General features: G+C 59.8%; 24 protein-coding genes and 1 pseudogene. 6 read left to right on the top strand and 19 right to left on the bottom strand.

Annotated features, from left to right (window positions below):
- Positions 1-4 precede the first annotated feature (4 nt).
- The 12 genes from AAE029_RS34505 to AAE029_RS34450 form a co-directional block, all read right to left on the bottom strand.
- A complete protein-coding gene (locus AAE029_RS34505) occupies positions 5-688 on the bottom strand; it encodes an MtnX-like HAD-IB family phosphatase (RefSeq protein ID WP_371077445.1) in 684 nt (227 codons plus the stop codon).
- Positions 689-968: 280 nt separating this feature from the next.
- The gene (locus AAE029_RS34500; RefSeq protein ID WP_371077444.1) at positions 969-2,441 is read right to left on the bottom strand and encodes an NAD-dependent succinate-semialdehyde dehydrogenase; all 1,473 of its coding nucleotides are present in this window, start codon (positions 2,439-2,441) and stop codon (positions 969-971) included.
- Between the two features lie 52 nt (positions 2,442-2,493).
- Positions 2,494-3,573, bottom strand: a complete 1,080-nt coding sequence (locus tag AAE029_RS34495) for an ABC transporter ATP-binding protein (RefSeq protein WP_371077443.1) — start codon at positions 3,571-3,573, stop codon at positions 2,494-2,496.
- Complete coding sequence (locus AAE029_RS34490) at positions 3,570-4,370, bottom strand: ABC transporter permease (protein ID WP_371077442.1); 801 nt, start codon at positions 4,368-4,370, stop codon at positions 3,570-3,572. The genes AAE029_RS34495 and AAE029_RS34490 overlap by 4 nt, the downstream gene beginning before the upstream one ends.
- Position 4,371: 1 nt before the next feature.
- A complete protein-coding gene (locus AAE029_RS34485; protein WP_371077441.1) occupies positions 4,372-5,241 on the bottom strand; it encodes an ABC transporter permease in 870 nt (289 codons plus the stop codon).
- 114 nt (positions 5,242-5,355) lie between these two features.
- Entirely contained in the window at positions 5,356-6,366 is a 1,011-nt protein-coding gene (locus AAE029_RS34480; protein ID WP_371077440.1) for a polyamine ABC transporter substrate-binding protein, read from the bottom strand.
- Between the two features lie 42 nt (positions 6,367-6,408).
- Positions 6,409-6,735 carry an NIPSNAP family protein gene (locus AAE029_RS34475; protein ID WP_371077439.1) on the bottom strand — a complete coding sequence of 109 codons (327 nt, stop codon included), beginning with the start codon at positions 6,733-6,735 and terminating at the stop codon, positions 6,409-6,411.
- A gap of 5 nt (positions 6,736-6,740) precedes the next feature.
- Complete coding sequence (locus tag AAE029_RS34470; protein WP_371077438.1) at positions 6,741-8,204, bottom strand: aldehyde dehydrogenase; 1,464 nt, start codon at positions 8,202-8,204, stop codon at positions 6,741-6,743.
- Positions 8,205-8,209: 5 nt separating this feature from the next.
- Positions 8,210-9,250, bottom strand: a complete 1,041-nt coding sequence (locus AAE029_RS34465; protein ID WP_371077437.1) for an LLM class flavin-dependent oxidoreductase — start codon at positions 9,248-9,250, stop codon at positions 8,210-8,212.
- Positions 9,247-10,182 carry a flavin reductase family protein gene (locus AAE029_RS34460; RefSeq protein WP_371077436.1) on the bottom strand — a complete coding sequence of 312 codons (936 nt, stop codon included), beginning with the start codon at positions 10,180-10,182 and terminating at the stop codon, positions 9,247-9,249. The genes AAE029_RS34465 and AAE029_RS34460 overlap by 4 nt, the downstream gene beginning before the upstream one ends.
- Complete coding sequence (locus tag AAE029_RS34455) at positions 10,179-11,012, bottom strand: alpha/beta fold hydrolase (protein ID WP_371077435.1); 834 nt, start codon at positions 11,010-11,012, stop codon at positions 10,179-10,181. Before AAE029_RS34455 ends, AAE029_RS34460 begins: the two co-directional genes overlap by 4 nt.
- Before the next feature lie 18 nt (positions 11,013-11,030).
- Entirely contained in the window at positions 11,031-11,633 is a 603-nt protein-coding gene (locus tag AAE029_RS34450) for an amino acid synthesis family protein (protein WP_371077434.1), read from the bottom strand.
- A 193-nt stretch (positions 11,634-11,826) separates the two neighbouring features.
- Between AAE029_RS34450 and AAE029_RS34445 the strand changes: the two genes are divergently transcribed.
- The gene (locus AAE029_RS34445; protein ID WP_371077433.1) at positions 11,827-12,273 is read left to right on the top strand and encodes a hypothetical protein; all 447 of its coding nucleotides are present in this window, start codon (positions 11,827-11,829) and stop codon (positions 12,271-12,273) included.
- Positions 12,274-12,346: 73 nt separating this feature from the next.
- Here AAE029_RS34445 and AAE029_RS34440 read toward each other — a convergent pair whose 3' ends face one another.
- The 6 genes and pseudogenes from AAE029_RS34440 to AAE029_RS34415 form a co-directional block, all read right to left on the bottom strand.
- The gene (locus tag AAE029_RS34440; RefSeq protein ID WP_371077461.1) at positions 12,347-13,042 is read right to left on the bottom strand and encodes a GntR family transcriptional regulator; all 696 of its coding nucleotides are present in this window, start codon (positions 13,040-13,042) and stop codon (positions 12,347-12,349) included.
- A 217-nt stretch (positions 13,043-13,259) separates the two neighbouring features.
- Complete coding sequence (locus tag AAE029_RS34435; protein ID WP_371077432.1) at positions 13,260-14,636, bottom strand: sensor histidine kinase; 1,377 nt, start codon at positions 14,634-14,636, stop codon at positions 13,260-13,262.
- The gene (locus AAE029_RS34430; RefSeq protein WP_371077431.1) at positions 14,633-15,289 is read right to left on the bottom strand and encodes a response regulator; all 657 of its coding nucleotides are present in this window, start codon (positions 15,287-15,289) and stop codon (positions 14,633-14,635) included. The genes AAE029_RS34435 and AAE029_RS34430 overlap by 4 nt, the downstream gene beginning before the upstream one ends.
- Before the next feature lie 166 nt (positions 15,290-15,455).
- Entirely contained in the window at positions 15,456-16,370 is a 915-nt protein-coding gene (locus AAE029_RS34425) for an alpha/beta fold hydrolase (protein ID WP_371077430.1), read from the bottom strand.
- A gap of 9 nt (positions 16,371-16,379) precedes the next feature.
- Positions 16,380-17,012, bottom strand: coding sequence for a DUF2239 family protein (locus tag AAE029_RS34420; protein ID WP_371077429.1), 633 nt, complete (start codon positions 17,010-17,012; stop codon positions 16,380-16,382).
- Positions 17,013-17,138: 126 nt separating this feature from the next.
- Positions 17,139-17,406 (bottom strand): annotated as a pseudogene (locus tag AAE029_RS34415) (gfo/Idh/MocA family oxidoreductase); the annotation flags it as partial.
- A 217-nt stretch (positions 17,407-17,623) separates the two neighbouring features.
- Here AAE029_RS34415 and AAE029_RS34410 point away from each other — a divergent pair.
- A complete protein-coding gene (locus AAE029_RS34410) occupies positions 17,624-19,183 on the top strand; it encodes a DUF4070 domain-containing protein (RefSeq protein WP_371077428.1) in 1,560 nt (519 codons plus the stop codon).
- Positions 19,184-20,321: 1,138 nt separating this feature from the next.
- Here AAE029_RS34410 and AAE029_RS34405 read toward each other — a convergent pair.
- A complete protein-coding gene (locus tag AAE029_RS34405; RefSeq protein WP_371077427.1) occupies positions 20,322-20,774 on the bottom strand; it encodes a MarR family winged helix-turn-helix transcriptional regulator in 453 nt (150 codons plus the stop codon).
- Between the two features lie 177 nt (positions 20,775-20,951).
- Here AAE029_RS34405 and AAE029_RS34400 point away from each other — a divergent pair, with 177 nt between their 5' ends.
- The 4 genes from AAE029_RS34400 (at position 20,952) to AAE029_RS34385 (ending at position 24,998) form a co-directional block, all read left to right on the top strand.
- Positions 20,952-21,503: an MFS transporter gene (locus tag AAE029_RS34400; protein ID WP_371077426.1), complete on the top strand. Its 552-nt coding sequence runs from the start codon at positions 20,952-20,954 to the stop codon at positions 21,501-21,503.
- Between the two features lie 242 nt (positions 21,504-21,745).
- Positions 21,746-22,195, top strand: coding sequence for a MarR family winged helix-turn-helix transcriptional regulator (locus tag AAE029_RS34395; protein WP_371077425.1), 450 nt, complete (start codon positions 21,746-21,748; stop codon positions 22,193-22,195).
- Positions 22,182-23,888 carry an MFS transporter gene (locus AAE029_RS34390; protein ID WP_371077424.1) on the top strand — a complete coding sequence of 569 codons (1,707 nt, stop codon included), beginning with the start codon at positions 22,182-22,184 and terminating at the stop codon, positions 23,886-23,888. The genes AAE029_RS34395 and AAE029_RS34390 overlap by 14 nt, the downstream gene beginning before the upstream one ends.
- A 36-nt stretch (positions 23,889-23,924) precedes the next feature.
- A complete protein-coding gene (locus AAE029_RS34385) occupies positions 23,925-24,998 on the top strand; it encodes an HlyD family secretion protein (RefSeq protein WP_371077423.1) in 1,074 nt (357 codons plus the stop codon).
- Positions 24,999-25,455 lie beyond the last annotated feature (457 nt).

The raw sequence follows: 25,455 nt of genomic DNA, 5'->3' as shown, positions 1-25,455 counted from the left end.
TGGTTCATGCGATCTTGGAATGCATCAGCGTGCGGCGTCCCCCCGCGAGATCGGGGAGAGCTGTTTTCATCTTGGGGAGGAGATCGAAGAAATTCTCGAAAGGGACATACGGGATGCCCCTGTTGTCGCAGTAGTCGGCGAGCTTGTCCTTTGCGAAGACAAGATCGATCTTGTCGGCGACACAGAAGTCGCTTCGCCCATCGCCGATATAGATCCGCAGTTCAGCGCCATCGACGACCCGGCATTTGCAGACGCCCGAACCCGATGTGCAGCCGGCTGCCGTCAGCGACGCAGAAAGAGAGTAGACCTCTCGGCCATGGGCGAAGCGATGGGTCAGAACATTCGCGACGATCGGCAGATCGCCGATACCGTGACTGGCCAGGATACGGCGAATGAAATAATCGACGCCGTCGCTGACGATGGCCAACGGAATGTCGTTGCGGCGGCAGTAGGAAAGGAAGGTCTCAAAGCCGGGATCGATTGACACCGTGTCCAGGAGAGCATCGAGTTCGTGCCGTCTTGGCTGGATGAGGGCGATCTGACGGCGCATGCATTCGCTCGACCCGATCAGTCCTTGTTTCCATTGCCGCTCTATGTCTTCCCATTCGGGGTCGGCGAAGCACGCTAGCACCACATCCGTCGCGTCTTCGATCGATATGGTTCCATCAAAATCGCAGAATACCTGCATGAAACGTCCTTTCGCCTTATCCTGAAGTTGCGTTTAGCAACCGCGGATGAGGCAGACATGAGCGGGAAATGATGCGAAAATGAAAAATGCGGGCGAGTTTGATTTGCTGCGCGATGCATCCGCGCGGGCGCGCAAGATCGCGTAACGATCAAATCGATCCCGATTTAAGTGTTACGGAAGAACGTCCTGCGATCGGCTAAGATCACATTCAGAAAGACGCCGTAGGGCACAAGCTAGCCCATGGGAGCCATGCGTCTGCGCGCACACGCGTCACGCATGCTCAGATGCTGAGGCAGAGATACTTGATTTCCACATAGTCATCGATGCCGTATTTGGAGCCTTCGCGCCCCTGCCCGGACTGCTTGATACCGCCGAAGGGCGCCACCTCCGTCGAGATCAGGCCCGTGTTGATGCCGACCATGCCGTATTCCAGTGCTTCCGCCACCCGGAAGATCTTGCTGACATCCTTCGCGTAGAAGTAGGACGCCAGTCCGAACTCGGTATTGTTGGCCATTTCAACGACCTCTTCCTCCGTCTCAAACCTGAAGAGTGGCGCAACGGGCCCGAAGGTTTCCTCTCGGGCGATCTTCATGTCCATGGTGACCCTCGTCACGACGGTCGGCTCGAAAAACAGACCGCCTTGGCTATTGCCGCCGAGAGCCACTTCCGCCCCCTTCGCCACAGCGTCGCTGATATGTTCTTCGACCTTGGCGAGCGCCTTCTTCGAGATCAGCGGACCGGTATCGATGCCAGGCTCGAACCCGTCGCCGACCCTCATCTCCCGAACCCTGGCGGCGAGTTTCTCGGCAAAGACGTCATAGATTCCGGCCTGCACGAAGAGCCTGTTGGCGCAGACACAGGTCTGTCCATTGTTGCGGTACTTGGCGACCATGGCGCCTTCGACCGCGGCATCGAGATCCGCGTCATCGAAGACGATAAAGGGCGCATTGCCTCCGAGTTCCAGACCCAGCTTCATGATCTGGTCGGCGCCCTGGCGCATCAATATTTTCCCGACATTGGTGGAGCCCGTGAAGGTGAGCTTGCGGACCTTGTCACTAGCGCACATTTCCATACCGACTGCGGCGGAATCGGTCGACAGAATCGTGTTGAAGATCCCGGCAGGCAGGCCGGCGCGCTCGGCGAGCAGTGCAAGCGCCAGCGCCGACAGAGGCGTCTCCGCAGCAGGCTTCGAAACGATTGCGCAGCCTGCGGCAATGGCAGGCGCCATCTTGCGCGCAAGCATCGCGTTCGGGAAATTCCATGGCGTTATCGCCGCGACGACACCGACCGGCTGCTTGAGGACGATGATGCGCTTGTCCGGCTGGTGACCGGGAATGGTGTCGCCGTAGACGCGCTTCGCCTCCTCGCTGAACCATTCGACGTAAGACGCGCCGTAGAGGATCTCGCCCCTCGCCTCCGCCAGAGGCTTGCCCATTTCCATGGTCAAGATGGTGGCGAGGTCGTCCGCGTTGGCAACCATGAGGTCGTAGAGTTTGCGAAGCACCGCGGCGCGTTCCTTGCCGGTCTTCTTTGCCCACGCCTTTTGTGCCGCGTGAGCTCTATCGATGGCACGCGCAGTTTCGGCCCGGCTCATGTCGGGCAAGGTGGCAATAACCTCGCCGGTTGACGGATTGGTAACGTCGAACGTCTTGCCGCTGTCGCTCCTCTCGAGCCATTCGGCTCCGACCAGTCCCCTGTCGACCGCGAGGCTGGAATCCTTCAGCTTGACGAGAAGTGTTTCCGAAATCGTCATTCACAGGCCTCCTCACGCGATAACCGGCGTCTCTTCGGCACGGTGTCTATAATCATTGACCAAAGATGTGCGCTGATCCGGCATCGAACCTCAGCCAGACGGCATCGCCGCGATTGAGCCCAGAGATCGCCTCGTGGCCGAATGGCAGGCGGACCGACAGGTCGTTGCCTTTGCTGGTCTTCGTGGACACATGCACGTTGTTGCCGAGGAAGGTTATGTCGCTGATCGTGACAGGCAACCCCGCATCTGACTTGGTCTTGGACAGGAGCAGACGCTCGGGCCTCAGCATGAGCGCGGCTTTGCTGCCGGAGGATGCGGTCCCATGCAGGGGGATGTTGGAAACGGTCATGGTATCGCAGATCGCAACCTCGGCCCGACCATTGGCAGCAGAGACGACATTGCAGGGCAGAAAATCGCTGTCGCCGATAAATTCGGCCACGAAACGGGTGGCGGGATTGGCATAGAGCTCCGGCCCCGTGCCGATCTGGTCGATCACGCCCTTCGAGAAAACGGCAATGCGATCGGACAGGCGAAGTGCTTCCTCCTGGTCATGCGTGACATAGAGGATCGTCACTTCCGTCTGCTGGTGAATCCGGCGGATTTCGTGCTGGATCTCCTCGCGCAGCTTCTTGTCGAGGGCAGAGAGCGGCTCGTCCATCAACAATACGGGCGGGTCATAGGCGAGTGCGCGCGCCAGCGCGACGCGCTGCTGCTGGCCGCCGGACATCTGCACGGGCTTGCGGTCCTCGAAGCCCTCAAGGCGGACGAGCTTCAGCATCTCGCGCACCTTGGCGTCAATTTCCGCCTTCGGCCGTCGGCGGACCGTCAGAGGAAACGCGATGTTCTCGCCGACGGAAAGATGCGGGAACAGCGTGTAGCGCTGGAACACCATGCCGATGTTGCGCTTGTGCGAAGGCGTCGCCAGCAGGGACTCGCCCTTGAGCAGGATGTCGCCGCGCGTCGGGTTCTCAAAGCCGGCCAGGATGTAGAGCGTCGTGCTTTTTCCCGATCCCGAAGGTCCGAGAAAGGTCAGGAACTCCCCCTGCGCCACATCGAGGTTGACCTCTTGCACGGCAGTCACAGGACCGTATTCCTTGCGGATACCCCGGATTTGCAGGAATGGTTTGCTCATGACTTAAATCCTTTGCGAACGAGGGCGGCGAGCACCATCAAAAACACGGTCAGGAGGATGAGAAGCGTGGAGGCCGCGGCTACGACCGGCGTTAGATCCTGCCGTAACGTCGCCCAGATCTTGACAGGAAGTGTCTGAAGCGTCGGGCTCGACATGAAGATCGCGACGACCACCTCGTCCCAGGAGGTAAGGAACGAGAAGATCGCCGCGGAGAAAATGCCATGGCTGATCGCCGGCAGAGTCACCCGGATCCTGGCTTCAAGCGGAGACGCGCCGCAAAGTACGGCAGCGTCCTCGATCGACTTGTCGAATCCTTCGAGCGCACTGGTGATCGACAGGATCGAGAAGGGAAGCGCCAGTACCAGATGGGAAATGACGAAGCCGGTCAGGGTTCCGTTAAGACCGATCTTCAGAAAGAAGGCGTAGAGCGCGACCGCAAGCACGACGACCGGCAAGATCATCGGCGTGAAGAAAAGCGCCTTCAACGCCTCCCGGAAGATGAAGCGCCCGCGCGTCAGGCCGAACGACGTCACCAGTCCCAGGAGAACCGAGAGGACGGTGACGATGATCGCGATGCGGAAGCTCGTCCAGGCGGACTCGATCCAGCGCGGATCGGCGAGAAGCTCCTGATACCATTTGAGGGTCCAGCCGGGCGGCGGAAAAATCAGCCATTGCGACGATCCGAAGGACAGTGCCGCAATGAAGAGGATCGGCAGAAGCAGAAATGCGGCCGTCAACAGCGTGATGCCGAGGAGAACGTGCTTCCACCAGCCGAGGCGATCGAAATTCAGAAGCATCTCAGCGCCCTCCCATCCGATCTGTACCGAAGAAGCGGAGCTGTACGGCGTACAGCACCAGTGTGACCACCAGCAGCACCAGCGCCGCAGCACCGCCCATGCCCCAATTGACGAGAGACTGCACGAACTGGGCGATGAGTTCGGCGAGCATCATATTCGCGGTGCCGCCGAGCAGCGCCGGGGTGACGAAGTAGCCGAGCGACATGACAAAGACCATGAGCGCGCCAGCCGCCATGCCCGGCATGGCAAGCGGCAGCAAGACGTGCACGAGCGACTGCCAGCGATTGGCGCCACAGAGCGCGGCCGCCTGCAGGATAGCCGGGTCGATCTTGCGAATGACGCCATAGAGCGGCAGGATGATGAAGGGCAGCATGATATAGGTCATGCCGATCGTCACGCCCGTGAGGTTGTTGACGAGCGGAAGCGGCTTGTCGATGAGGCCCATTCCGATCAGCATCTTGTTGATGACCCCGGTTCGTTGCAGCAGCACCATCCAGGCATAGGTGCGCGCAAGAAGGTTCGTCCACATGGATAGAAGCAGAATGGCGAAGACGACCGAAGCGACACGGCTGGGCATGATCGCCAGCGCCCACGCGACGGGAAAGCCGATCAGCAAGGAAACGAACGTGACCAGGCCGGCAACGATGAATGTGTTTGCGAATATCCGCAGATAGGTCGAAGAGCCCAGAAGTTCGACATAATTGCCAAGACCCGGCACCGGCTCCGTGACGCTGCGCGTCAACAGGATGGCAACCGGCAGCACGAAAAACAGGATCAGCAGGCCAAGCGCCGGCAATGTCAAATCAAAGTTGGTCGGCCGCCGGACACGCACAGGTGCATACGGTCTTTCGATCTCGGTGTGCGATACCATCGTTCTCTCCTCCTTATCGAGGCAAGGCGCCGTCTGAAACGGACGGCGCGCCGCCTTCAGGCCACCGGAGCAAACGGGAGAACGCCGCAACGTCCTCCCGGCCGTTCCCGGTGGTTACTTCGCCTGCCAGGCGTACCAGCGCTCACCAATCGCATCGCGGTTTTCGGCCCAGTAATTCATGTCGGCATTGACCTGGCTCGCCGTCTGCGCGTCCGGCAACGTCTTGGCCAACTCCGCGTCCATCAGCTTCGGTGACTCGATATTGGTCGGCGCGTAACCAGTCGCCTTGGCGAGTTCGGCTTGCCCCTCGGCGGAAGTGGCCAGCGCGATGAATTGCATCGCGGCATCCTTGTTCTTCGCGCCCTTGGGTACGACGAGCGAGTCGGCGGCCGTGATGTTCTGCTCCCAGGATGTTTCGACATTGACGCCGGTTTGCGCGAGCGCCGTCATGCGGCCATTCCACAGACTGCCGAAGGGCGCCTCGGCGGAGGCAAGGAGCTGCTGAGATTGTGCGCCGCCAGACCACCAGATGATGTCGCTCTTGATCGTATCGAGCTTCTTGAAGGCACGGTCGAGATCGAGCGGATAGAGCTTATCGGCGGGAACGCCATCGGCGAGCAACGCTGCCTCGATCACTCCCGGCGCCGACCACTTATAGAAGGTGCGCTTACCGGGGAACTTCTCCGTATCAAACAGATCTGCCCATGTTTTCGGGCAGGCGTCGACCGCGTCCTTGTTGCAGCCGATCACGAACGAATAATAGAAGCTGCCGACCGAATAATCGGTGACGAAGCGCGGATCGAGCTTGGATTTGTCGATGACGGAGAAATCGAGCTTTTCGAGCAGCCCTTTCTTGCCGGCCTGCGCGGCATAGTCACCCTCGACGTCGACGACATCCCAGGAGACACCCGCCGCCTCGACCATGGCCTTGAGCTTGCCGTAGTCGGTCGGCCCGTCCTGGAGGACATTGGTGCCGGTTTTCGCGGTAAATTTGTCGGCCCAGGCAGCCTTCTGAGCGTCCTGCGTCGTGCCTCCCCAGCTCGTGAAAACAAGATCCGCTGCCGATGCCGGCAGGGATGTTGCCATGGCCGCGACGGCGGCCGCCAATGCGAATATCTTCTTCATGTTCCCTTTCTCCCTTGATGGAGTTCTGCTTGGTTGATTGTCCTATGGCGCACCGCCGCCGGTCGGCGAAAAGCGGGCAGCTTTCATGATCTTGTTTTCGGCGACTTCGATGAGATCGCGTATCTTGGGGAGGAACGCTCGCCAGTCAGGGTCGTCCATCAGGGCTGCCCGCCGCTCCTCGCGATCGTCGAGGCTCCTATAGCCCCAGATGTGGACGATCTCGTTGATCGGCCCGATCTCGGAGTAGAAGTAGGCGACAAGTTCGCCCAGATGCTTCTTCTGGATGGCGATCCCCTCTTCCTCCACCACCTCCAGGTAGGCGGGGATCGCGCCGTTCTTCAGTCGATAGGTGCGGATCTCGTAGAACATCGCCGTCACCGCATGATGAATGGATCGGGGATGGGATCATCCGAGGTCCTGAGCCAGACGGTCTTGGTCCGTGTGTAGTCGAGTGCGGCCTCCATACCGCCCTCGCGTCCGTGGCCCGAAAGCCCGAAACCGCCGAATGGCGCGATCGGGGAAACCGCCCGGTAGGTATTGACCCAGACGATCCCGGCGCGGATCCCCTTCATCAGGCGGTGTGCCCGGGTGAGGTTCTGGGTGAAGACCCCGGCCGCGAGGCCATAGCGCGTGTCATTGGCGAGACGAAGGGCTTCGGCCTCCGTCTCGAAAGACAGGACCGAAAGGACCGGACCGAAGAATTCGTTCTCGAGGGACGGCGATGCGCTGGCGTCGCAATCGAGAATGGTCGGCCGATAATAGAAGCCGGTTCCTTCAGGCGCAGTGCCGCCGGTCACCAGTTTCGCGCCAGCGGCCAGTGAGCCCGCGACCAGGGCTTCGACATGGTCGCGCTGGCGCAGTGTTGCGAGCGGGCCGACCTCCGTCGACATCTCGAGAGGGCTTCCGATCCGGATCGCCTCCGCCTTTGCCTTAAGGATTTGCAGGAAGCGGTCCTTGACGCTTTTTTCGATGATCAGTCGCGAGCCTGCGACACAGCTCTGGCCGGTCGCGGCAAAGATCCCGGCAACTTGTGCATTGGCGGCGCTTTCAAGGTCGGCGTCGGCAAAGACGATGAAAGGCGACTTGCCGCCGAGTTCCAGCGAGGTCGAGGCGAGGTTCTCCGCCGAATTGCGCACGATGTGGCGCGCGGTCTCCGGCCCGCCGGTAAAGGCGATATGGTCCACCTGCGGATGACGGCTGAGGGCCGCCCCGCAGGACGGGCCGAAGCCCGTGATGATATTGACGACACCGGCGGGAAAGCCTGCTTCATGTACGAGCCGAGCGAATTCGAGAAGTGGCGCCGGCCCGTCTTCCGAGGCCTTCACCACCATGCTGCAGCCGGCCGCAAGCGCCGGCCCGATCTTCACGGCCGACAGGAAAAGCTGGCTGTTCCAGGGCACGACCATGGCCACGACGCCGATCGGTTCGCGGCGTAGCCAGACGTCCATGTCCGGCTTGTCGATCGGGAGATACGAACCCTCGATCTTGTCGGCGATCCCGGCGTAATAACGGTAGTAATCGGCAACATAGGCGATCTGCGCCGAGGTTTCGCGGATGATCTTGCCCGTGTCCCGGGTCTCCAGTTCGGCAAGTTTGCCGGCATTCTCGGCAACGAGATCGGCAAGCCTGTAGAGAAGCTTGCCTTTCTGCGTGGCGGAAAGCTTGGGCCACGGTCCGTCATGAAGGGCATTGCGCGCAGCCTTGACGGCGCGGTCGACGTCCGCTTCCCGTGCCTCCGGCATCTCCGCCCAGGCAAGCCCGGTGGCAGGATCGATGCTTTCGAACCGGGCTTCGCCATCTATAAATTCACCGTTGATGTAGCATTGAAAGCGCTGCATGTGCCCTACTCCGCAAATGCCGGCATGACCTCGGCAATGAAGCGCTCGAGCGAAGCCTTCTTGCGCTCGAAGGTCATGCCCGTATCGATCCAGAAGGAATATTCATCATACCCCATCGCCTCATAGCTCTTGAGGCGAGCGATAACCTCGTCCGCGGCACCGACGACGTTGTTACGCCGCATTGCCTCGCCTGAGAGCATCGCGTTGGCGGCAATTTCCTCTTCCGGAATCCGCTCGATGAGGCCTTGCCTGATCGGCTTTTCATTCTTGAACCAGGCGAAGAAGTAATTGTAGTAGACGCTCATCTCATGGGCTGCCTGCGCGATGTCCGCCTCGTCCGAGCCGACATAGGTGTGGCGCAGCAGCATGATCTTGGGTCGCTCGACCTGCGGATTTTTGGCGCAGGCATCGTTGAACCGCTTCATCAAGGTTCGGACCTCTTCGTCGTCCTGCCAGAGCGGCGTCACCTGCACGTTGCAGCCGTTCGCAACTGCAAATTCGTGCGAGTTGGGATCACGGGCGGCAACCCATATCGGAGGATGGGGGTCCTGGAGCGGCTTCGGCGCCGAGGTCGTGGCCGGAAATTTGAAGAACTCGCCATCATGGGCGTAGTCGCCCGCCCAGATCCCCTTCACTGCCGGAATGAGCTCGCGCATGCGCTGTCCGGCACCCCAGGCGTCAAGGCCCGGCAACAGCCGTTCGTATTCGAAGGAATAGGCGCCGCGGGCAATCCCGATATCGAGGCGGCCATCGCAGATGAGATCCGTCATGGCGGCTTCGCCCGCGAGCTTGATCGGATGCCAAAACGGGGCGATCACCGTGCCGGTTCCAAGCCGCGCGGTCTTGGTGCGGCGGGCAAGATCGGCAATCGTCACAAAGGGGTTCGGCGCAATGGTGAATTCCATTCCATGGTGTTCGCCGGTCCAGATTGCATGCATGCCGCCTTTGTCGGCAATTTCGCAGAGCGTGACGAATTCCTCGTAAAGCGTCTTGTGGTCCTGCGAGGCATCCAGACGCTCCATGTGAACGAAGAGTGAGAACTTCATGTGTTTGCGTCCTTTTTCGCGATCGGATGGACCGTGCCGCCGGTCTCATCGCCGAAATACATGCCGAAATTGCCGATGGAACTTTCGAGCACAAAACGATTGATGATATCGGCGGTCGCTGTACTGCTGAACTTGGCCCCGGCAACGTCCGCCGGTCTCAGGAACCGGCCTTCTCGCGGGGCGCCATCGCTGGCGAGCGCGTGATAGACGATGTGTTGCCGGCCATCGCTCTTGTCTTCGTAGACCGAATAGAGAAAGCCGATGGTGACGTTGAGCCCGGTCAATTGCTCGAGATGCGCCGTGAGCGTCCTGGCGGGATCGCCGCCTTCCACGGTGCAGCCAGGGAGCGACAGCGTTTCATCGCCCAGCAGGAACACCGAGCCCTGCTGTTCGAGAACTGCGCCGAGCCGAATTTCGCCCTCGACGGCAGCAGACACGGCCTTGCCCGCCAGCCTGGGCGTGAAATAACCGCCGCGGGCATAACCCAGGCCATTCAGGCCGCTGTTTTCGAAGGCGGTTACGCGCCCGACCATAATGACATGGTCGCCAGCCTCGATGAGGTCCTGCATCGCGCACTCGAACCAGGCCGCCACCTGCGAAAATACTGGGCAGCCACCCGGCCCTTTCCTCCAATCGACGGCAGCGAAACGATCCTCCACGGGCCGGGCGAATGTGTTGGAGACGTCCTTTTGCGTTTCGGACAATACGTTGACAGCAAAGCGCTCGGCTCCAGTCATCGTCGCATAATTGCGCGAGGTTTTGGCAAGACAGACGAGCAGCAACGGCGGGTCCAACGAGACCGAGGTGAAAGAATTGGCCGTGAAGCCGATCGGCTTGCCTACCGCATCGTTCGCCGTTACCACGGTCACCCCGGTCGCAAATGCGCCAAAAGCGTCGCGCAAGGCTCTCGGATCGAAAACTCCCATGGTCATATCGGTTCCTCCCTGCAGGTCAGCCATTCGGCCATCAGCGCATTGACGGTCTCCGGCGCGGTCAGATTGACCATGTGCCTGTGACCATCGACGATACGAGCCCATCCGTTCGGCGCCAGGGATGCCATCTGCTCGGCCATTTCCGGCGTCGAGTTTGGGTCCCCCGACCCCGTGAGAAAAAGAGCGGGACAAGTGACGCTGGGCCAGCAATCGGCGTAGACTTCATCGCCGCCCGCGAAGGCCGTATAGGCGATTGCGTAGCCTTCCGGATCGACCGCTTGCAGCCATGCGCGGGTCAGTTCCCGTGCCCGCTGGCTCTGCGGATCGTCGCCGAACCATCGCTGCAACGGTCCGGTCGTATCTATGCCGCTTGTCCGGATGGCGGCCGCGCGCGCCAATACTGCTGCCTTGGCCGCGGCATCGCGGCGATAGACGCCGTTGAGATAAGCGACACGCCTGACTCGTTCGGCAAAGCTTGCTGCCGCGCCACCGGAAATGAGTGCGCCCATCGAATGCCCGGCGACATTCGCAGATGCGACGCCCATGTCGTCCAGAAAGCGGCCGAACCACGCAACGAAATCCTGCACCGTGCTACCTGCCGCAATTTTTTCGCTCCCGCCATGACCGGGCATATCCACCGCGACAACCCGGTTGGTTTTTGCGAAGTGCTCGATCTGCGGCGCCCAAGCCTCGAGGCGCATGCCGACGCCGTGAATGAGGATCAAGGTCTCGCCCTCACCGGCTTCGAAGTAGGCTGCTCCGTGCGCAGTTGTCCTGCGCGGGAACTGAGCAATGCCTTCCTTGGACGTGCTTGATACGGTCGCCTGCATCTAAGTCTCCGCCGCCGCTTAGACGCCGGCCGGATTGGCGACGTCCTGGCCGAGGTCCTTCAGGTCCTGATAACGGTCGCCGATACGGTGATGGGGGCGTCCGCCAATCGACGCGCCAAGCGCCACGACGATCTCATCGGCTGCCGGCGCGTCAGGGATCGCGGTCTGGATTGTCAGGTAATGCGAACGGCGCCCTTCGTCGTTCTTGTCCATCAGCGGGATCATGACGGGGGCGTTGGCCGGGCCGCGCGTGTTGCAGAAGGCAAGGTATGATTTGGCGCCGACTGCCTGGCGATAATGATTGCCGAAGCGCAGCGTGTGGATGAGCGCCGATGCATGCTCGATCTCGCCGTCAAGCCCGACGACCGCAGCCTTGCCATAACCTTCAACAGCCTCGCCCGAGCCAACGGCATCGATGATCATCTTGGTCAGAAGCTCGCCAAGCACGGGCGCTGCCGCGTAAATCTCCGGCTTGAGATCGTCCACGAAGCCCCGCCCCGCCCACGGATTTTTCACCACCGCCAGCGCCGAAAACAGCCTCAACGGCCGCGGGGCGGCTTTGCCTCCCTCGATCAGGGTCGTTTCGATCTGAAGCAGCGTCTTGCGGATCTGAATGGGCATCGGACATCCTTCCTATGTGCTATTACGTCTTATGGTATACCATAATATTGGCATGTCAAGCAAACCTGCGAGGCTGATGCCGAAGCACGGACAAGTGTCGGATTATATTCGATAAAAAGAATTGACTGCGTGGGATCAGCCCGGAGGTAGGGAGCTACCTTGCCAACGAGCCCGTTACGGCTAAGCTGCTAGAATGAAGTTTGGCGAATTGAAATCCATCGGCCACAACATCGCGGCCTCGCTCGCGAGCGGGGTTGGTTTGATGATCGGCATTTACGGGATGGATGTGTTTGGTGAGGCTGCCAAAAATTCCGAGGGTTACATTCTGGTCGATTTCATCGCTGGAACTTCGTCCGGCGCTCAGCCCTCGGACTCATTAGCCAAAGCGATCTCTCTTTATGCAAGAGCTCTGGACGAACTGTGTCAACGACATGGAATTAGAGCTGATGCATTCCGCGAGCTAAAAGCGCGCTACACGCCGGATTCGCATGGTGGGCGACTTACTGTCATGGTCCAAGACCAAAAGGGACGCCGCTCGACAGATGAATATATCGGCGTGACGAGCAGGCGTATCATGGAACTTGACGAGCTAGGTCGAGTTCGTCGCAAGCAGCATCGGGCCTCTCAGACGGCTGAATGAGTCAGGAGCCTGAGGTTGACGACGTTGTCGCGCGCGGAGGCAGTAATTCTAATGCCTCGTTACCGCAAATTCGTCATTCCTCCGTCCGCTGAGCGGCGAGCACCGACTCGGCGATGGCAGCGGCACGAGCGACATGGTCAAGGGCAGCCCTATAAGCCGCTTCGCCATCGCCCTTTCTTATCGCTTCCACGATCTTTTCCATCTGCGCGGGTCCTTCGACGTCACGATTCTTGGTCTTGATCGTCATGGAACGCAGATGGTTAATCCGGACGGTCAGCAGGTTCACGACACCCCAGGCGACGTGTCGATCGACCTTGGTGAACAATGTCTGGTAAAAAGCGGAGGTCTGGTTGAGAACACCCGGCATGTCCTTCGCGGCATAACTTTCGCGAATGCCCCTCAACGACACTTCAAGTGCCTCGGCAATGGCCGGATCGCCCCGCTCCGCGCAAAGCCGTGCAGCCATTCCTTCCAGGGAGCCACGGATTTCATAAATCTGCTTTGCCTCATTCAGATCCAGAAGCGCAACGATCGGTCCCTTGTTCGGCAAGTTCGCGACCAGCCCCTCGGATTCGAGATGCCGCAGCACTTCACGCACGATCGTGCGGCTCACGCCCAATTGCGTGCAGAGATCACGCTCGACGAGACGTTCCCCCGGCTTGAAATAGCCGTCTACAATTGCATCCCGGACTTTTTCGAGCGCCAACTCCCTCAACGTCTTGGCTGGACGCTCCACTCGTATGGCGGTCTCCCGCAAGACAGCGCTCATCATCTCACCTCATTTTGATCCGCCAACGGATGTCGACCTTGGACTCTGGTATGTATATTATGGTGTACCATAATAGCTGCACACCGCCTCCAACGCAACTGTGGAGACCTGTAGGCCGCAGACCGTTCGCTCCGGTGGGTAAGGTTAGATAGGGGAGTTTCCCAATTCGGCTTCACCTCCGAACGCAAAACCGCTTGGCACCTTTGCCGGAATTGCTTCAGGCTTTGGGCAATCGCAGGTCGACCCGAAGGCCATTGCCCCAACGCGGCGTCGAAAGCTTGACCTTCACTGCAAGCCGGTCCGCGGTATCGGCGACAATCGCAAGGCCAAGCCCCGCACCTTCAGTGTGCAGCGTATCGAGCCGGTAAAACCGCTGGAAAACCGCCTCTCGCTCGTCAATTGGAATGCCAGGTCCGCTATCGCTGATCGATATCCGCCAGAATCCGGTTTCAGGCTTAATGGCGACCTCGATCCTGCCGTCAGCAGGCGTGTATTTGATGGCATTGTCCAACACGTTGCTGATCATCATATGCAGCAGCGATTCATCCGTCTTGACTTGCGCCGTTTCATCGCCTTCCAGCGAAACATCCAGCTTGCGACTGTTGATAATGTTGCCGAACTCAGCCAGCACCGATGCCGCCATGTGGTAGAGCGACACGGGCGCCGGGTTGAGGGGTTGGTGACTGACCCTGGCGAGACGCAGCAGTTGCTCTATAAGATGCGTGGCGCGGTCGTTGCTAGCCACGAGGTCGGCAATTATCGTTCGCCGTTCCTGCTCGTTGTCGCTGTTGCAGAGCATCTGCAGCAAGAGCTTCACGCTGGCTTGCGGGGTGCGCAACTGATGCGCCGCCAGATCGGAAAAACGCCGCTCAAGGGTCAGCGAGCGACTGAGTTTATCGAGAAGCTGATTGATCGAGCGCCCGAGCGGCAAAAGATCCCGTGGCAAGTCTTTGACCGGAATGGCGGAGAGATCGTCGGGCGACCGGGTGCGGATCTGGCTTACTAGCCCGTGGATCGTTCTCAAGCCGCTGCCGATCCCGATCCAGATCAGAAAACCGATGACCGGCACAAGCACGAGCAGCGGAAAGAAAAGGTTGAGCAGGATGTTGGAAACCAGCGTTTCCCGAAGAGCGATCTTCTCTCCGACCTCCATGACGATTGTCGTGTTCGGAATCGGGAGCGAATAGACACGCCAGTCCTCACCAAGATAGGAGATGGTGGTCAGCCCCACCTTCTGCTGCGGCACCGTTGCCGGAAATGCCGTGCTGCTATAAACGGCGATCTTGCCGTCCATCCAGGCACGGAACATGTGGGCATCCGCATAGTCGTCGGCGTCTTGATTGAAGATCAGTTGATTATCCATGGCGAAGTCGATGTCATCGATCTGCTTTGGGGCGCGATCGGGTGACTTCTCCAGCGTATGGCCCAGCAATCGCCATAAAACATTCGCGTCGTCGATAAGCGAGGCATCATAGATGTTGTTGATCTCGCGCGTTGCGCTGTGGAACGCGAAGGCGGCGATCACCACGATCGTCACCACCACCACCGGTGCGATCCTGAAAAAGAGCTTGCGGGTGAGCGTGGAATTATTCATCGCTCGATCATGTAACCAACGCCGCGGATCGACTTGATGAACTCCGAACCGAATTTCTTGCGCAGATTATAGATCGTCACCTCGATCGCATTGCTCTCGACGGTGCTATTGGCGTCGTAAAGCGCATATTCGATATCGTTCTTGGTCACATATCGGCCACTGCGCTCCATCAACAGCTTGAGCATATGGAACTCCTTAGCCGTGGTATGAACCTGCGCACTCCCCTTGCGCACGACCATGGCCGACGGATCGATTTCGATGTCGCCGCATCGAATGAGGCTCTCGGTCCGCCCATCCCGGCGGCGGATCAGCGCCCGCAAACGGGCAAGCAATTCGTCGAGATCGAAGGGCTTGACCATGTAGTCGTCGGCGCCCTCATCAAGCCCCTCGACCTTCCGCCGTACGGCATCGAGCGCAGTCAGCAAGAGGATGGGCACGGAATTGCCCCTCTGCCGGATGCCTCTCAATACCTCCATGCCATTGAGCTGAGGCAGGTTGATATCGAGAATGATGCCTGCGAATTGCGAATATTGAGCGGCAGCAAGGCCGGACTCGCCGTCGCGCATCCAATCGACGCCATAGGCATGCTTCTCCAAAGCTCTCTTGAGGGAGGATCCGAGGATATTATCGTCTTCGACAAGCAGTATGCGCATGGCCGATCTCGTTTCGCCAACGGGTATTGCGCAACCGAAGTGAAGTGTAATTGGAGCGGCCTTGTGGCAAGCCGCCCGCAACGAATGGTCGCACCACGGTCATGGAACCCCCGTCGAGCAACAGCCGAGAAAAGCAGTCGGATCGAGATCGCGCCTGCCTCGGAACCTACTGCAGGATACTCATTGCGGAGGCTCGATGCGCTGTCCTTATAATTCCGCCGACCACCGTGTGATACAACGCAGATGGCAGATCATGGCCCATTCCATCAATGAGCATGAAGTCTGCACCCGGGATCGAAGAGGCCGTATCCTTACCACAGGCAGGGGGAATCAGCGGATCGTCTGCCCCGTGCACGACCAGCGTTGGAACTGCGATTCCAGTCAGCCGGGACCGAAGATCGCCCGTGGCCGCAATCGCAGCGATCTGCCGCCCGAAGCCGGTTGGATCATAGGCACGCTTGGTTTCTTCCAAAATCAGAGCGCGATGAACTTCCTCGTCAAACGGATAGCCAGGACTTGCGATCCGTCGCGCAAAAGCAAGGCTGTGTTCGAGAAATCCAGCTTCATCCTCGAAAGGATCTGGGCCGCGTCTGGTCAGCATGGCCATCACATCCGGCGCGGCAGAGGGGAGATCCGGGTTGCCCGTGCTGGACATGATCGATGTCAGCGACAGAACGCGTCCCGGATACTCGCTCGCGGCCAATTGCGCGATCATGCCGCCCATTGACCTTCCGACGAAATGCGCCTTCTCAATCGAAAGGGCATCGAGCAAACCGACAGCATCAGCTGCCATATCGTGGAGCGTGTACGGCACGTCCGGCCGCTTTCCGGCTGCGAGCGCGGCAGCCAATGCGCGGAAATCCGGTACGGGATGGTCCGTGAAATGCGTCGAACAACCCGCATCGCGATTATCGAAGCGGATCACACGATACCCCCTCGCCGCCAGATTTTCGCAAAATGGAACCGGCCAGCGGATCATTTGCGTCCCGAGCCCGGCGATCAGAAGGATCGTCTCGGCGTCGCCATCACCAAAGCTTTCGCAGCTCAGAGTAATACCGTTCGCTTCCAGCGTAATGAACATGGGTCTACTTCAGGTCTCGGTCCGATCGAAGGCAAGTCGAATGACATGAGCCCGGATGTCCTCGGGCCACCCCGAAATCTGCTGCTCCAGCCTGGGACGATCATCGGCGAACAAGGCACGCGTCGCCTCTTCATAGCCAGCCAGATCTCCCGCCATTGTGAGCATGAAGCGATAGGCCGCCTCTTGCGCCGCCCGCCGCTTCTGCAACGGCCCTCCGTTTCGTCTGGCTTCATCCACCAACCTTCTCAGAACGGCGGATGCACCGCCCGGCTGGGCAGCAAGCCACTCCCATTGCCTCGGAAGCAAAGTCACTTCACGGGCAACCACACCCAATTTCGGCCGCCCTCTTCCTCTCGGCTGTGACGCCTCTTCTTCCACAGGCAGCGGAGAGCTCTGACGAGGTGCGTAACGTCCGGCAAATCTCTGAGGAGGCTGCGATAGCCTCTCGACGATGTCAGCCTTCGAGCCGCGCAGATCCAGGTCGATCACCCGGCCCGTCGCATCGTCGAAGACAAGAAACGTGCTTGTCGAGCCCTGTTCGCTCGCCGTTTTGACGGCGAGCGCCACTTCGACCAAAGGACCGGACAACAGGAGCCGGTGGCCTTCAAAGGCGGTGCAAGGCTTAGAGAGATAGTCGGACATGATATCGGCCCCATACGGTTTGAGGGGACTTAATACCCGGGTGAAATTATGCCGTCAATATCACCCGTATAATATTCATGTCGCCTAGCCGCCTCTCCGGCGAGAAACGGCGGCCCGAAGGCTGGCTTAGCTGTAGTCGACCCATACGCCGCCGGCGTCCGCCGACCCAGCACACGCCTTCCAGTCCGGCATCGACTCCGGGGAAGACGAGATCTCCGATAGCGGCCAGGGACAGGCCTCGCCGTCCGTTGATGACAAATCCGAAGCGGCGATAGAGGTTTGCCAATGCCTCGAAGAGACCCTCCGGGTGCCCGCCGCCGATGCGATCGTCGATCCTGGCTTCCGGATAAAGGTAGTCGTCCATTCCCCTTTCGAGAACGCGCGCCGGCTCGGCTCTTGACGCAAAGTTTGCGACAGAACCAAATTTCATCCTCGGCTCATTTACAGCTGCTAACATTGCGCCGGGGCGGTGCTGCGGATGATGTGGCTTCCGTTCCGCGTGACGTCGCGGGACCCGATACCGAGCCACTCCTGACGCCAAGGATTTTTCGACGCCGCATCGGCCTCAATCTTCGAAGTCCATCTGTCGAAGTCCAGGAGTTGCGATCATAATGGCCCATATCATCATCATCAATCCGCGGTTCGAAACCTCCTACTGGGGCATGGAACACGCCTTGCCGCTGTTCGACGTGAAGGCGAACCTGCCGGTCGCCTGCCTGCCGCTGCTGGCGGCGCTGACCCCAGCCGAGCACAAGGTCACACTGATCGACGAAAACGTCGAGCCGATCGACTACGATCTCTGCGCACAGGCCGACATTGTCGGGATCACCGGCATGATCGTGCAGCGCTTCCGGATGAAGGAGATCATCGCCGAGCTTCGTCAGCGCAATTGCTTCATCGTTGTCGGGGGGCCGTGGGTGACCGTCAACGAGGGCTATTTCGAAGGGCTGGCCGACGTCACCTTCATCGGCGAGGCAGAGGAGACCTGGCCGCAATTCCTGCTCGAATGGAGGCAGGGCCGGCATGGCAGCCGCTACGAGCAGAAAGACAAGACTGACATGAGCACGGTGCCGGTGCCGCGTTTCGATCTCCTGAAGATGGATGATTACGCCGTCGGCAGTATCCAATTCTCGCGCGGCTGTCCGTTCACCTGCGAATTCTGCGACATCATCGTCGTCTTCGGGCGAAAGCCGCGCATCAAGACCAGCGCGCAGATCACCGCAGAAATGGAGGCTCTGCTCGCTGTTGGCATGGACACGGCCTTCATCGTCGACGACAACCTCATCGGTAACAAGAAGGCGATCAAGCAGGTGCTGCGCGATGTGATCGCCTGGCAGGAGCGGCAGCACTATCCGATGACCTTCCTGACGGAGGCGTCGATCGATCTCGCCGACGATGCCGAATTGATGCAGATGATGGTCGACGCGAATGTCCGCATCGTTTTCATCGGCGTCGAGACGCCGAACGAGGCGGCTCTGCGCGAAACCAAGAAGCTGCAGAACCTGCGCAAGGGCGGGACGATGCTGGAGAAGATCCATGCCATCCAGCAGACCGGCATGGAGGTGTGGTGCGGCATGATCCTCGGCTTTGACAGCGACGATGAGACGATCTTCGACGCTCAGCGCGTCTTCATCAAGGATGCGCGCATCGTCAGTGCCATGATCGGCATGCTCGCCGCCATTCCCAAGACGCCGCTCTATGCACGGCTGGAGAATGAGGGGCGGCTCGACCGCGACGATCCACCAGCTTACGGCACCAACGTCATCCCGCTAAATTTCAGCCGCGAAACCCTGCGTGACGGCTATCTCTCCGTGCTCAGCGATCTTCACCAGCCGGACGCCTATTTCGACCGGCTGGACGCGCTCTACCTCGATGCCGGCATACAGCCGGAGCGGACACGGCTCCGATATCTGCGCCGCCATCCGCTGCGCCTGCTGGCCCTGAATCTCGCCTGGACGATCGAGGCCTTCGGCATCTTTACAAGGCTGATGGGGCGCGTGAAGGAGACCGATCTGCGAAACGTCTATCGCAAGCGCCTATGGAACTCGCTCTGGCGCCGCCGCTCACCGATCATCCTGCAGATCTACGCCATCAAATGCGCCATGCATTACCATGCGCACATCATGGTGCAGCAGATGCGGCAGGGCGGGAAGATCGTCAACTCGTTCTGACGGCACGAATGGCAAAAGCCCCGCGCCTCCTCGCGCCAGGGCATCAGTATCGGGGGGGCTCGCACACTTGGACCTTGCACGACTTCGTGTCAGAGGCAGGAATAAACGTCGATGACAGCTCTTCGTCAGGGCCACAGAACTGAGAGTTGCGGACGTAACGGTCATAACGGGTTTGCGACGGGTCAGATGGCGAGGGATAGCGGAGGATAATGGCGCCTTCAGTTTGGATGCGCTCCTGGATATGAGCGCAGGTCATCCTGGGAGATTGATAACGTGAGAGGGCGCTGGCTGGTGCGGCTACTGCGGCCAGCGAAACCGCAATGATCAAAATACGCATAAATTTGTCCTTTCGAAATGTGGATCAGACCGCAGACCCCCTCACCTAAATTGCCAGATCTTGGGGTGAGGCCGGCGATGCTCTCCGGTTGTGCGACAATCGCCCTATCGAGATATCAAGCAGGACGATGTTAACCAAGCAAAATGGTAGTATGCTTATTAATTAACTCCGAGACGCTTTTTCACTTTCGATCGCCCGTCTCTGCCACTCCAGCCGTGGCCTCAACTCATTGATCTTTTAGCGGCTTCATTGTCCGGTGGATCCTTGGCAGCATGTCGTGAGGCTGCTTGACATGAAGCCGTAGGGTATGGGCAAAGCCGGTTGTCCAAACCACTTCGCCCGAATAGTAGCGGCTTTGATCGACCCGCGTGGAGGTTCAGAGGAGGACGATTGCGCCGAAAGCTGGTTGCACGTTTTCGAGCAATCCGGCCCGTCGTCAGCGCACCTCGGTGGTTGGCAAATGGGTAGCGTATTGCGCCCGCCGATGAAGCGCATTTACACAGTGCCCTCGATTCCTCATCGTTCAGAAGTATCGGATCGGCCAATGAATCGGCTTGATCCGCGAGAACTTTGCCGCATAGGCAATTGCAAACTAACGCTGGGATGCCTTGGCAGCGCGGCGGCGTCGGGTCTCACCTTACCTTATTGTTCTCGGCGAGAAACCAGCGAACAACCGACCAGAAAACCAGGTTCGACCCGAAACGTTTGGAATACGCTACGATAGAGGGCGATAAAGCCGCAAATCATCCAAACTTCCAACGGGCTTGATTGCGATAGCATCGAACATTCGCTTGCTGCTAGTTACGCCGATGTTTCCCGTGTGAGGCACTTGCTTACATTTTCCTTCATCTGGCGCAGACCGCTAACCGTTGCCTTCAATACCGTGGGGGAAATCCCTGCGGTCAGGGCACTGTTCAGCCTCGCGCGCAAATCACCGATCTCATGCATCAACGATGTGCCAGCCGGCGTCACGCGCAGTCTCCAGATGCGCCGGTCCGCTGGATCGTGCGACCGCTCGACCAGGCCGAGTTCCTCGAGACGGTCAATCAGGCGCGCGATCGTCGTAGCCGTCACCTCGGCGGCAGCCGCGAGCTCGTTTTGCGAAATGTCGGGCTGTGCCTCCAGTCGCGCGAGTATGATCAATTGCGCCCGCGTAAGGCCGAGACTTTGCGCCTCGCAGTCCGCGTAAGTGCGTATATGGCGCGCGACGTCGGCGAGCAGGACCAGAAGGTCGTTATCAAAGTCGCCGGGCATCGTTGAACCTCTCCGCACTGATTTTGGGCAACCGGCTTGTTCCCGCATGGGACGTCTTTTTCGGGCGATTGTCCATTGAGTCTGCAGGACACCGCAGCAGGACCGCGGAACACCGCACGCCTTAGGCGTAACGGATATAGGCAGGCTTACAGTCACTTGACAAGGCATCATCCGCCCGTGCGCAAACGTGCCGGCAAGGCGGCGCGGTATCGTCTTACATCGCGACCGCCGTCTTCGGACGGGCTGGCGTTCCAAGTGCCAGTGGGAAGACTGTCGGACCGCCTGGACCGCCGTATCGTGGCGGCAGGCGTTGCCATCGGCCTCTGCGTCGTCGCGTTTTGTCTCGCTCTTCTCCCTCTCGCGCGGGCTTGGATGCTTCTGCTAACTTTCGTTCTGGGGGGCTTTATGACCACGATCTATCCCGTCTGCGTCGCTCACGCCAACGATCGTATCGAACCCGACATGGCCGTTGCTGTCAGCGGTCAGCTTATCCTAATCAACGGCATCGCCTCCTTCCTGGGTCCCATCATCGGCACCTCGGTCATGGGAGCGACGGGCATAGAGGGTATCTTCATCTATATGGCGACGGTGGCAGGCCTGTTTGCCGCCGCAGCCATCTGGCGAGTTCTCCAGATCGAGGGGCCTGATCGAAAGGATAGACCTTTTATTTTGCTCAACGAGCGCATGAGCCAGCCAATTGGCCATGTCGTGGAGGAGAATGTCAGTTGACGCTTGTGACGAAAAAACATGCACATTCGCCGAAAAGCAACAGGATGCCGATTTAGCTATCCGATGCATTCCTATCTCTAAGTCAAAAATTGGAGAGGGATGTCGCGGGGAAATAATCACTGACGATGAACGTGCAAGCAAATCGGCAAGAACCGCACAGATGAGTCCCCTTGAAACGAACTGGTTAGCATGCTAAGTATTATACAGAACGTTAGCATACTAATAATAAGCTCACGATTGATATGGACCCTCTCACATCGGACCTCATGGACGCGGTCACCCGCCTCAGCCGGCGGCTGCGCACCGTCTTCGATCAACAGGTCACGGCACATGGGCTGACCTATCCCCGTGCCCGCGCCCTCCTCCGCCTGGCCCAGAAGCAGAACATCACCCAGACCGAGCTTGCGAACGAATTGAACGTTGAACAGGCGACGATGGGACGCCTACTCGATCGGATGGAGGAGAACCACCTCGTCGAACGGCGTTCGGATCCGCAGGATCGGCGCGTCAAGCTCCTGGTCCTCACACCCCGTGGCGAGGAACAGGCGGCACTCGTTCGATCGATCGCCGATCGGATGCGCGCGCAGGTCTTCCAGAAAATCCCGCAGAAGGAGGTCCACGTCGCACTGGCGCTTTTCAAGCGCCTCTCCGCCAATCTCGCGAAACTGGAGGACCTTGATGTCGTCGCGTGAGGCCACTGCCCGGCTACCGGAAGAGCCGCTTGACGGCGAGGAACAGTCCGACGAAAGCCGAGCGGCCGGGGCTATCCCTGGGCCGCCCAAGCCTGTGGCTCCGCCTGCATTCATGCCGAAGCCCTTCCCTCTTGCCGCTGCTTACGTGCTGGCGGGCATACTTATCACGTTGACCCAAGGTCTCGGCACCAGTTTCATATCGACGAATCTGCAGCAGATCGCAGGCCCGATGGGACTGACGCAAGTTGAAGCCACGTGGCTCACTGCGGCGTTTCTGTTTCCCAATGCGAGCCTAACGCTCATTCTCTTCAAGATGCGTGCCCAGTTCGGGCTGCGCAACTTCGCCGAAGTCGCGATCGTCGTTTACGTCCTGGTCTGCCTCGCGCATTTCTGGGTGGATGACTATAGCAGCGCACTCGTCCTGCGTTTCTTTGCCGGCGTCGCGGCCGCGCCGATGAGCTCCCTCGGCTTCCTCTACATTCTCGAGCCGCTGGCGCCCGCAAGGAAGATGAATGTGGGACTTTGCATCGCATTGACGGCATCGTCCCTTGCAACACCGGTCACCGGCCTGATTTCGCCCCGCCTGCTCGACCTCGGCGACTATCACGCGCTCTACATCGCCGAGCTGGGCGTTGCGATGATCTCACTCGGCCTCGTCTACCTTCTGCCGCTCAACTCGCCACCCCGCGCCAAGGTCCTCAGTCTGCTGGATGTCATCAGCTACATTTTCCTGGCGATCGGGCTCGGCTGCTTCGCCATGGTGCTGACCGTCGGGCGGCTCTACTGGTGGACCGAGGTCGACTGGCTCGGATGGATGATCGTAGCCGGCATCGTCGCGCTGGCGATCTTCACGATGATCGAGCTGAACCGCAAGAACCATCTGGTCGATATCCGCTGGCTGACATCGCGCGAAATCCTGCATTTCACCGCAGCACTACTGGTATTCCGCATCGCATTGGCGGAACAGTCGAGTGGGGCCGTCAACTTCCTGCGCAACATCGGCATGCTGAACGAGCAGATGGCCGGCCTCTACGGCATGATGCTGCTCGGCGCGATTCTCGGAGGCACGCTCTGTGCGGTGATCATGAAGCCGGGCCGCGAGCCTTGGATCCATGCGCTCGCATTGGCGCTTATCGCGATAGCCGGCCAGATGGACAGCCGCTCCACCATCCTGACCCGGCCGGAGCAAATGTACCTGAGCCAGATGCTGATGGGCATGGCGAGCGGTCTCTTCCTGCCGCCGGCGCTTGCTGTCGGCATGGGCGCCGCGCTGAAACGCGGGCCGAACTATATCCTCTCTTTTCTCGTCGTTTTCCTCGCCACGCAGAAGGTCGGCGGCTATCTCGGCAGCGCGCTGCATGGCACATTCATCCAGTGGCGGGAGCAGTCCCACTCGCTTCGGCTCGTCGAGCGTCTGGCGTCCACCGATCCGCTTGTCGCAGCTAGGCTGAAGCAGCTCGGCAGCGCCTATGGGAAGGTGCTGGCCGACACCAATCAACAGACGGTGCAGGGAACCGCTCTCTTTTCGAAGCAGGTGCAGCAGCAAGCCTATGCGCTCGCCTATAACGACTCTTTCCTGCTGACCAGCTACCTCGCGCTGGCCGCGCTCGCATGCCTCGTCATCCATGTTGCATGGCGCAATCTAGACCGTTTGTTTCCAAACAAGAACCAGATACCCGCCGCGGCCGCGTGATAGTCCGGGGACGCGCATGAACAAATACGAAAGACCATGACCAGGATATTTCGCTCCATTGCCACCTACATCGCGCTCGCCGTCGGTATCGCCGGCGTGCTTGTCGTCCTCTATGTCTGGAACCTCCCGCCCTTTCACGGCTCGGTCGAGACCACGAACGATGCCTATGTGCGCGGCCAGGTGACATTGCTGAGCCCACAGCTTGCCGGTTACCTCGTGGAGGTGCCAGTCCAGGACTATCAGGAGGTCAGAAAGGGCGAGCTCATCGCCAGGATCGACGATCGTATCTACGCTCAAAAGCTGGAGCAGGCGAAGGCGGCGCTCGCAACCGCCGAGGCGTCACTCTCCAATTCTGAACAGAGCCGTAAATCGGCAGAGGCCAAGATAGCCTCGGCGAAGGCGGCAGTCGAGAGTGCCATGGCAGCCCTGGAGGTGGCCCGCACCACCTTCGAGCGGACCGAGAACCTGCTTGGAAAGAACATCGCTACTCAAAGCGAGGCGGAGAAGAATCGCGCCGCCTTCAACCAGGCCCAGGCGGCTGTCCATCAGGCCGAAGCCGCCGAACGCGTGGCGGAGCAGGACCTGAATACGATTGTTGTCGGGCGCCGCTCGCTCGAGGCCAGCGTCGAGAGCGCAAAGGCCTCCGTCAAGCTTGCCGAGATCGACCTTGGCAACACCCGCATCGTAGCGCCGCAGGACGGCACACTCGGCGAGGTCAGCGGCCGGCTCGGCCAGTATGTCTCCGTCGGCACCCAGATCGGATCGATCGTTCCGAACCGCGTCTGGGTCGTCGCCAATTTCAAGGAAGCACAGCTCGAACGCATGCAGCCGGGGCAGGAGGTGACGTTCACGGTGGATGCCCTCGGACATCGGAAGTTTGTCGGCCGGATCGAGCGTTTTGCCCCGGCCACAGGCTCCGAATTCTCCGTCGTCAAGGCCGACAACGCGACCGGCAACTTCACCAAGATCGCCCAGCGCATTCCGGTGCGGATCGCTATCGAGCCGCAGCAGCCGCTCGCCGATAGGCTCGTCCCCGGCATGTCGGTCGTCGCCCGGGTCGACCTCGCGCAAGTCGGCGTCGCAACGGCCCAGGCGGCCGAGCTCGACTGATCGCGAGACTGCTGGATCACTGCTTTGCGACCAATCTCTAACCAGCAGTGGGAGAATTGACCACTGATTGGGAGACCTCATCCAGGCGGCGGACTAATTTAGGCCGGCCGCTCCCGCACGCGAAACCCACCAATCTTGCTGCTGGCGAAGGCGGGCACCCCTGTCCGATGAAACAAAAAGCCCCGCTGCTTTTCGGCGGGGCTTGTGTGGGCTTATATCGCTGCTGTGAGCGAATTATGCAGGAACTGGTTGCGGGGGCAGGATTTGAACCTGCGGCCTTCAGGTTATGGTCCGCAGGACGATGAGCTACCATCGCCAGCGAAGATGAAGTCTTCGCGCCAGCGATAGCTGTTTCCAGAGACGCAAAAAGCCCGCCTGGTGGCGGGCCATATTGTTTGTGAGTTTGGTTGCGGGGGCAGGATTTGAACCTGCGGCCTTCAGGTTATGAGCCTGACGA

Source organism: Sinorhizobium sp. CB7, from assembly GCF_041357635.1.
GTDB lineage: Bacteria > Pseudomonadota > Alphaproteobacteria > Rhizobiales > Rhizobiaceae > Rhizobium.
The sequence above is the reverse complement of the archived record's forward strand: the minus strand, read 5'-3'. Positions and strand labels throughout refer to the sequence as shown.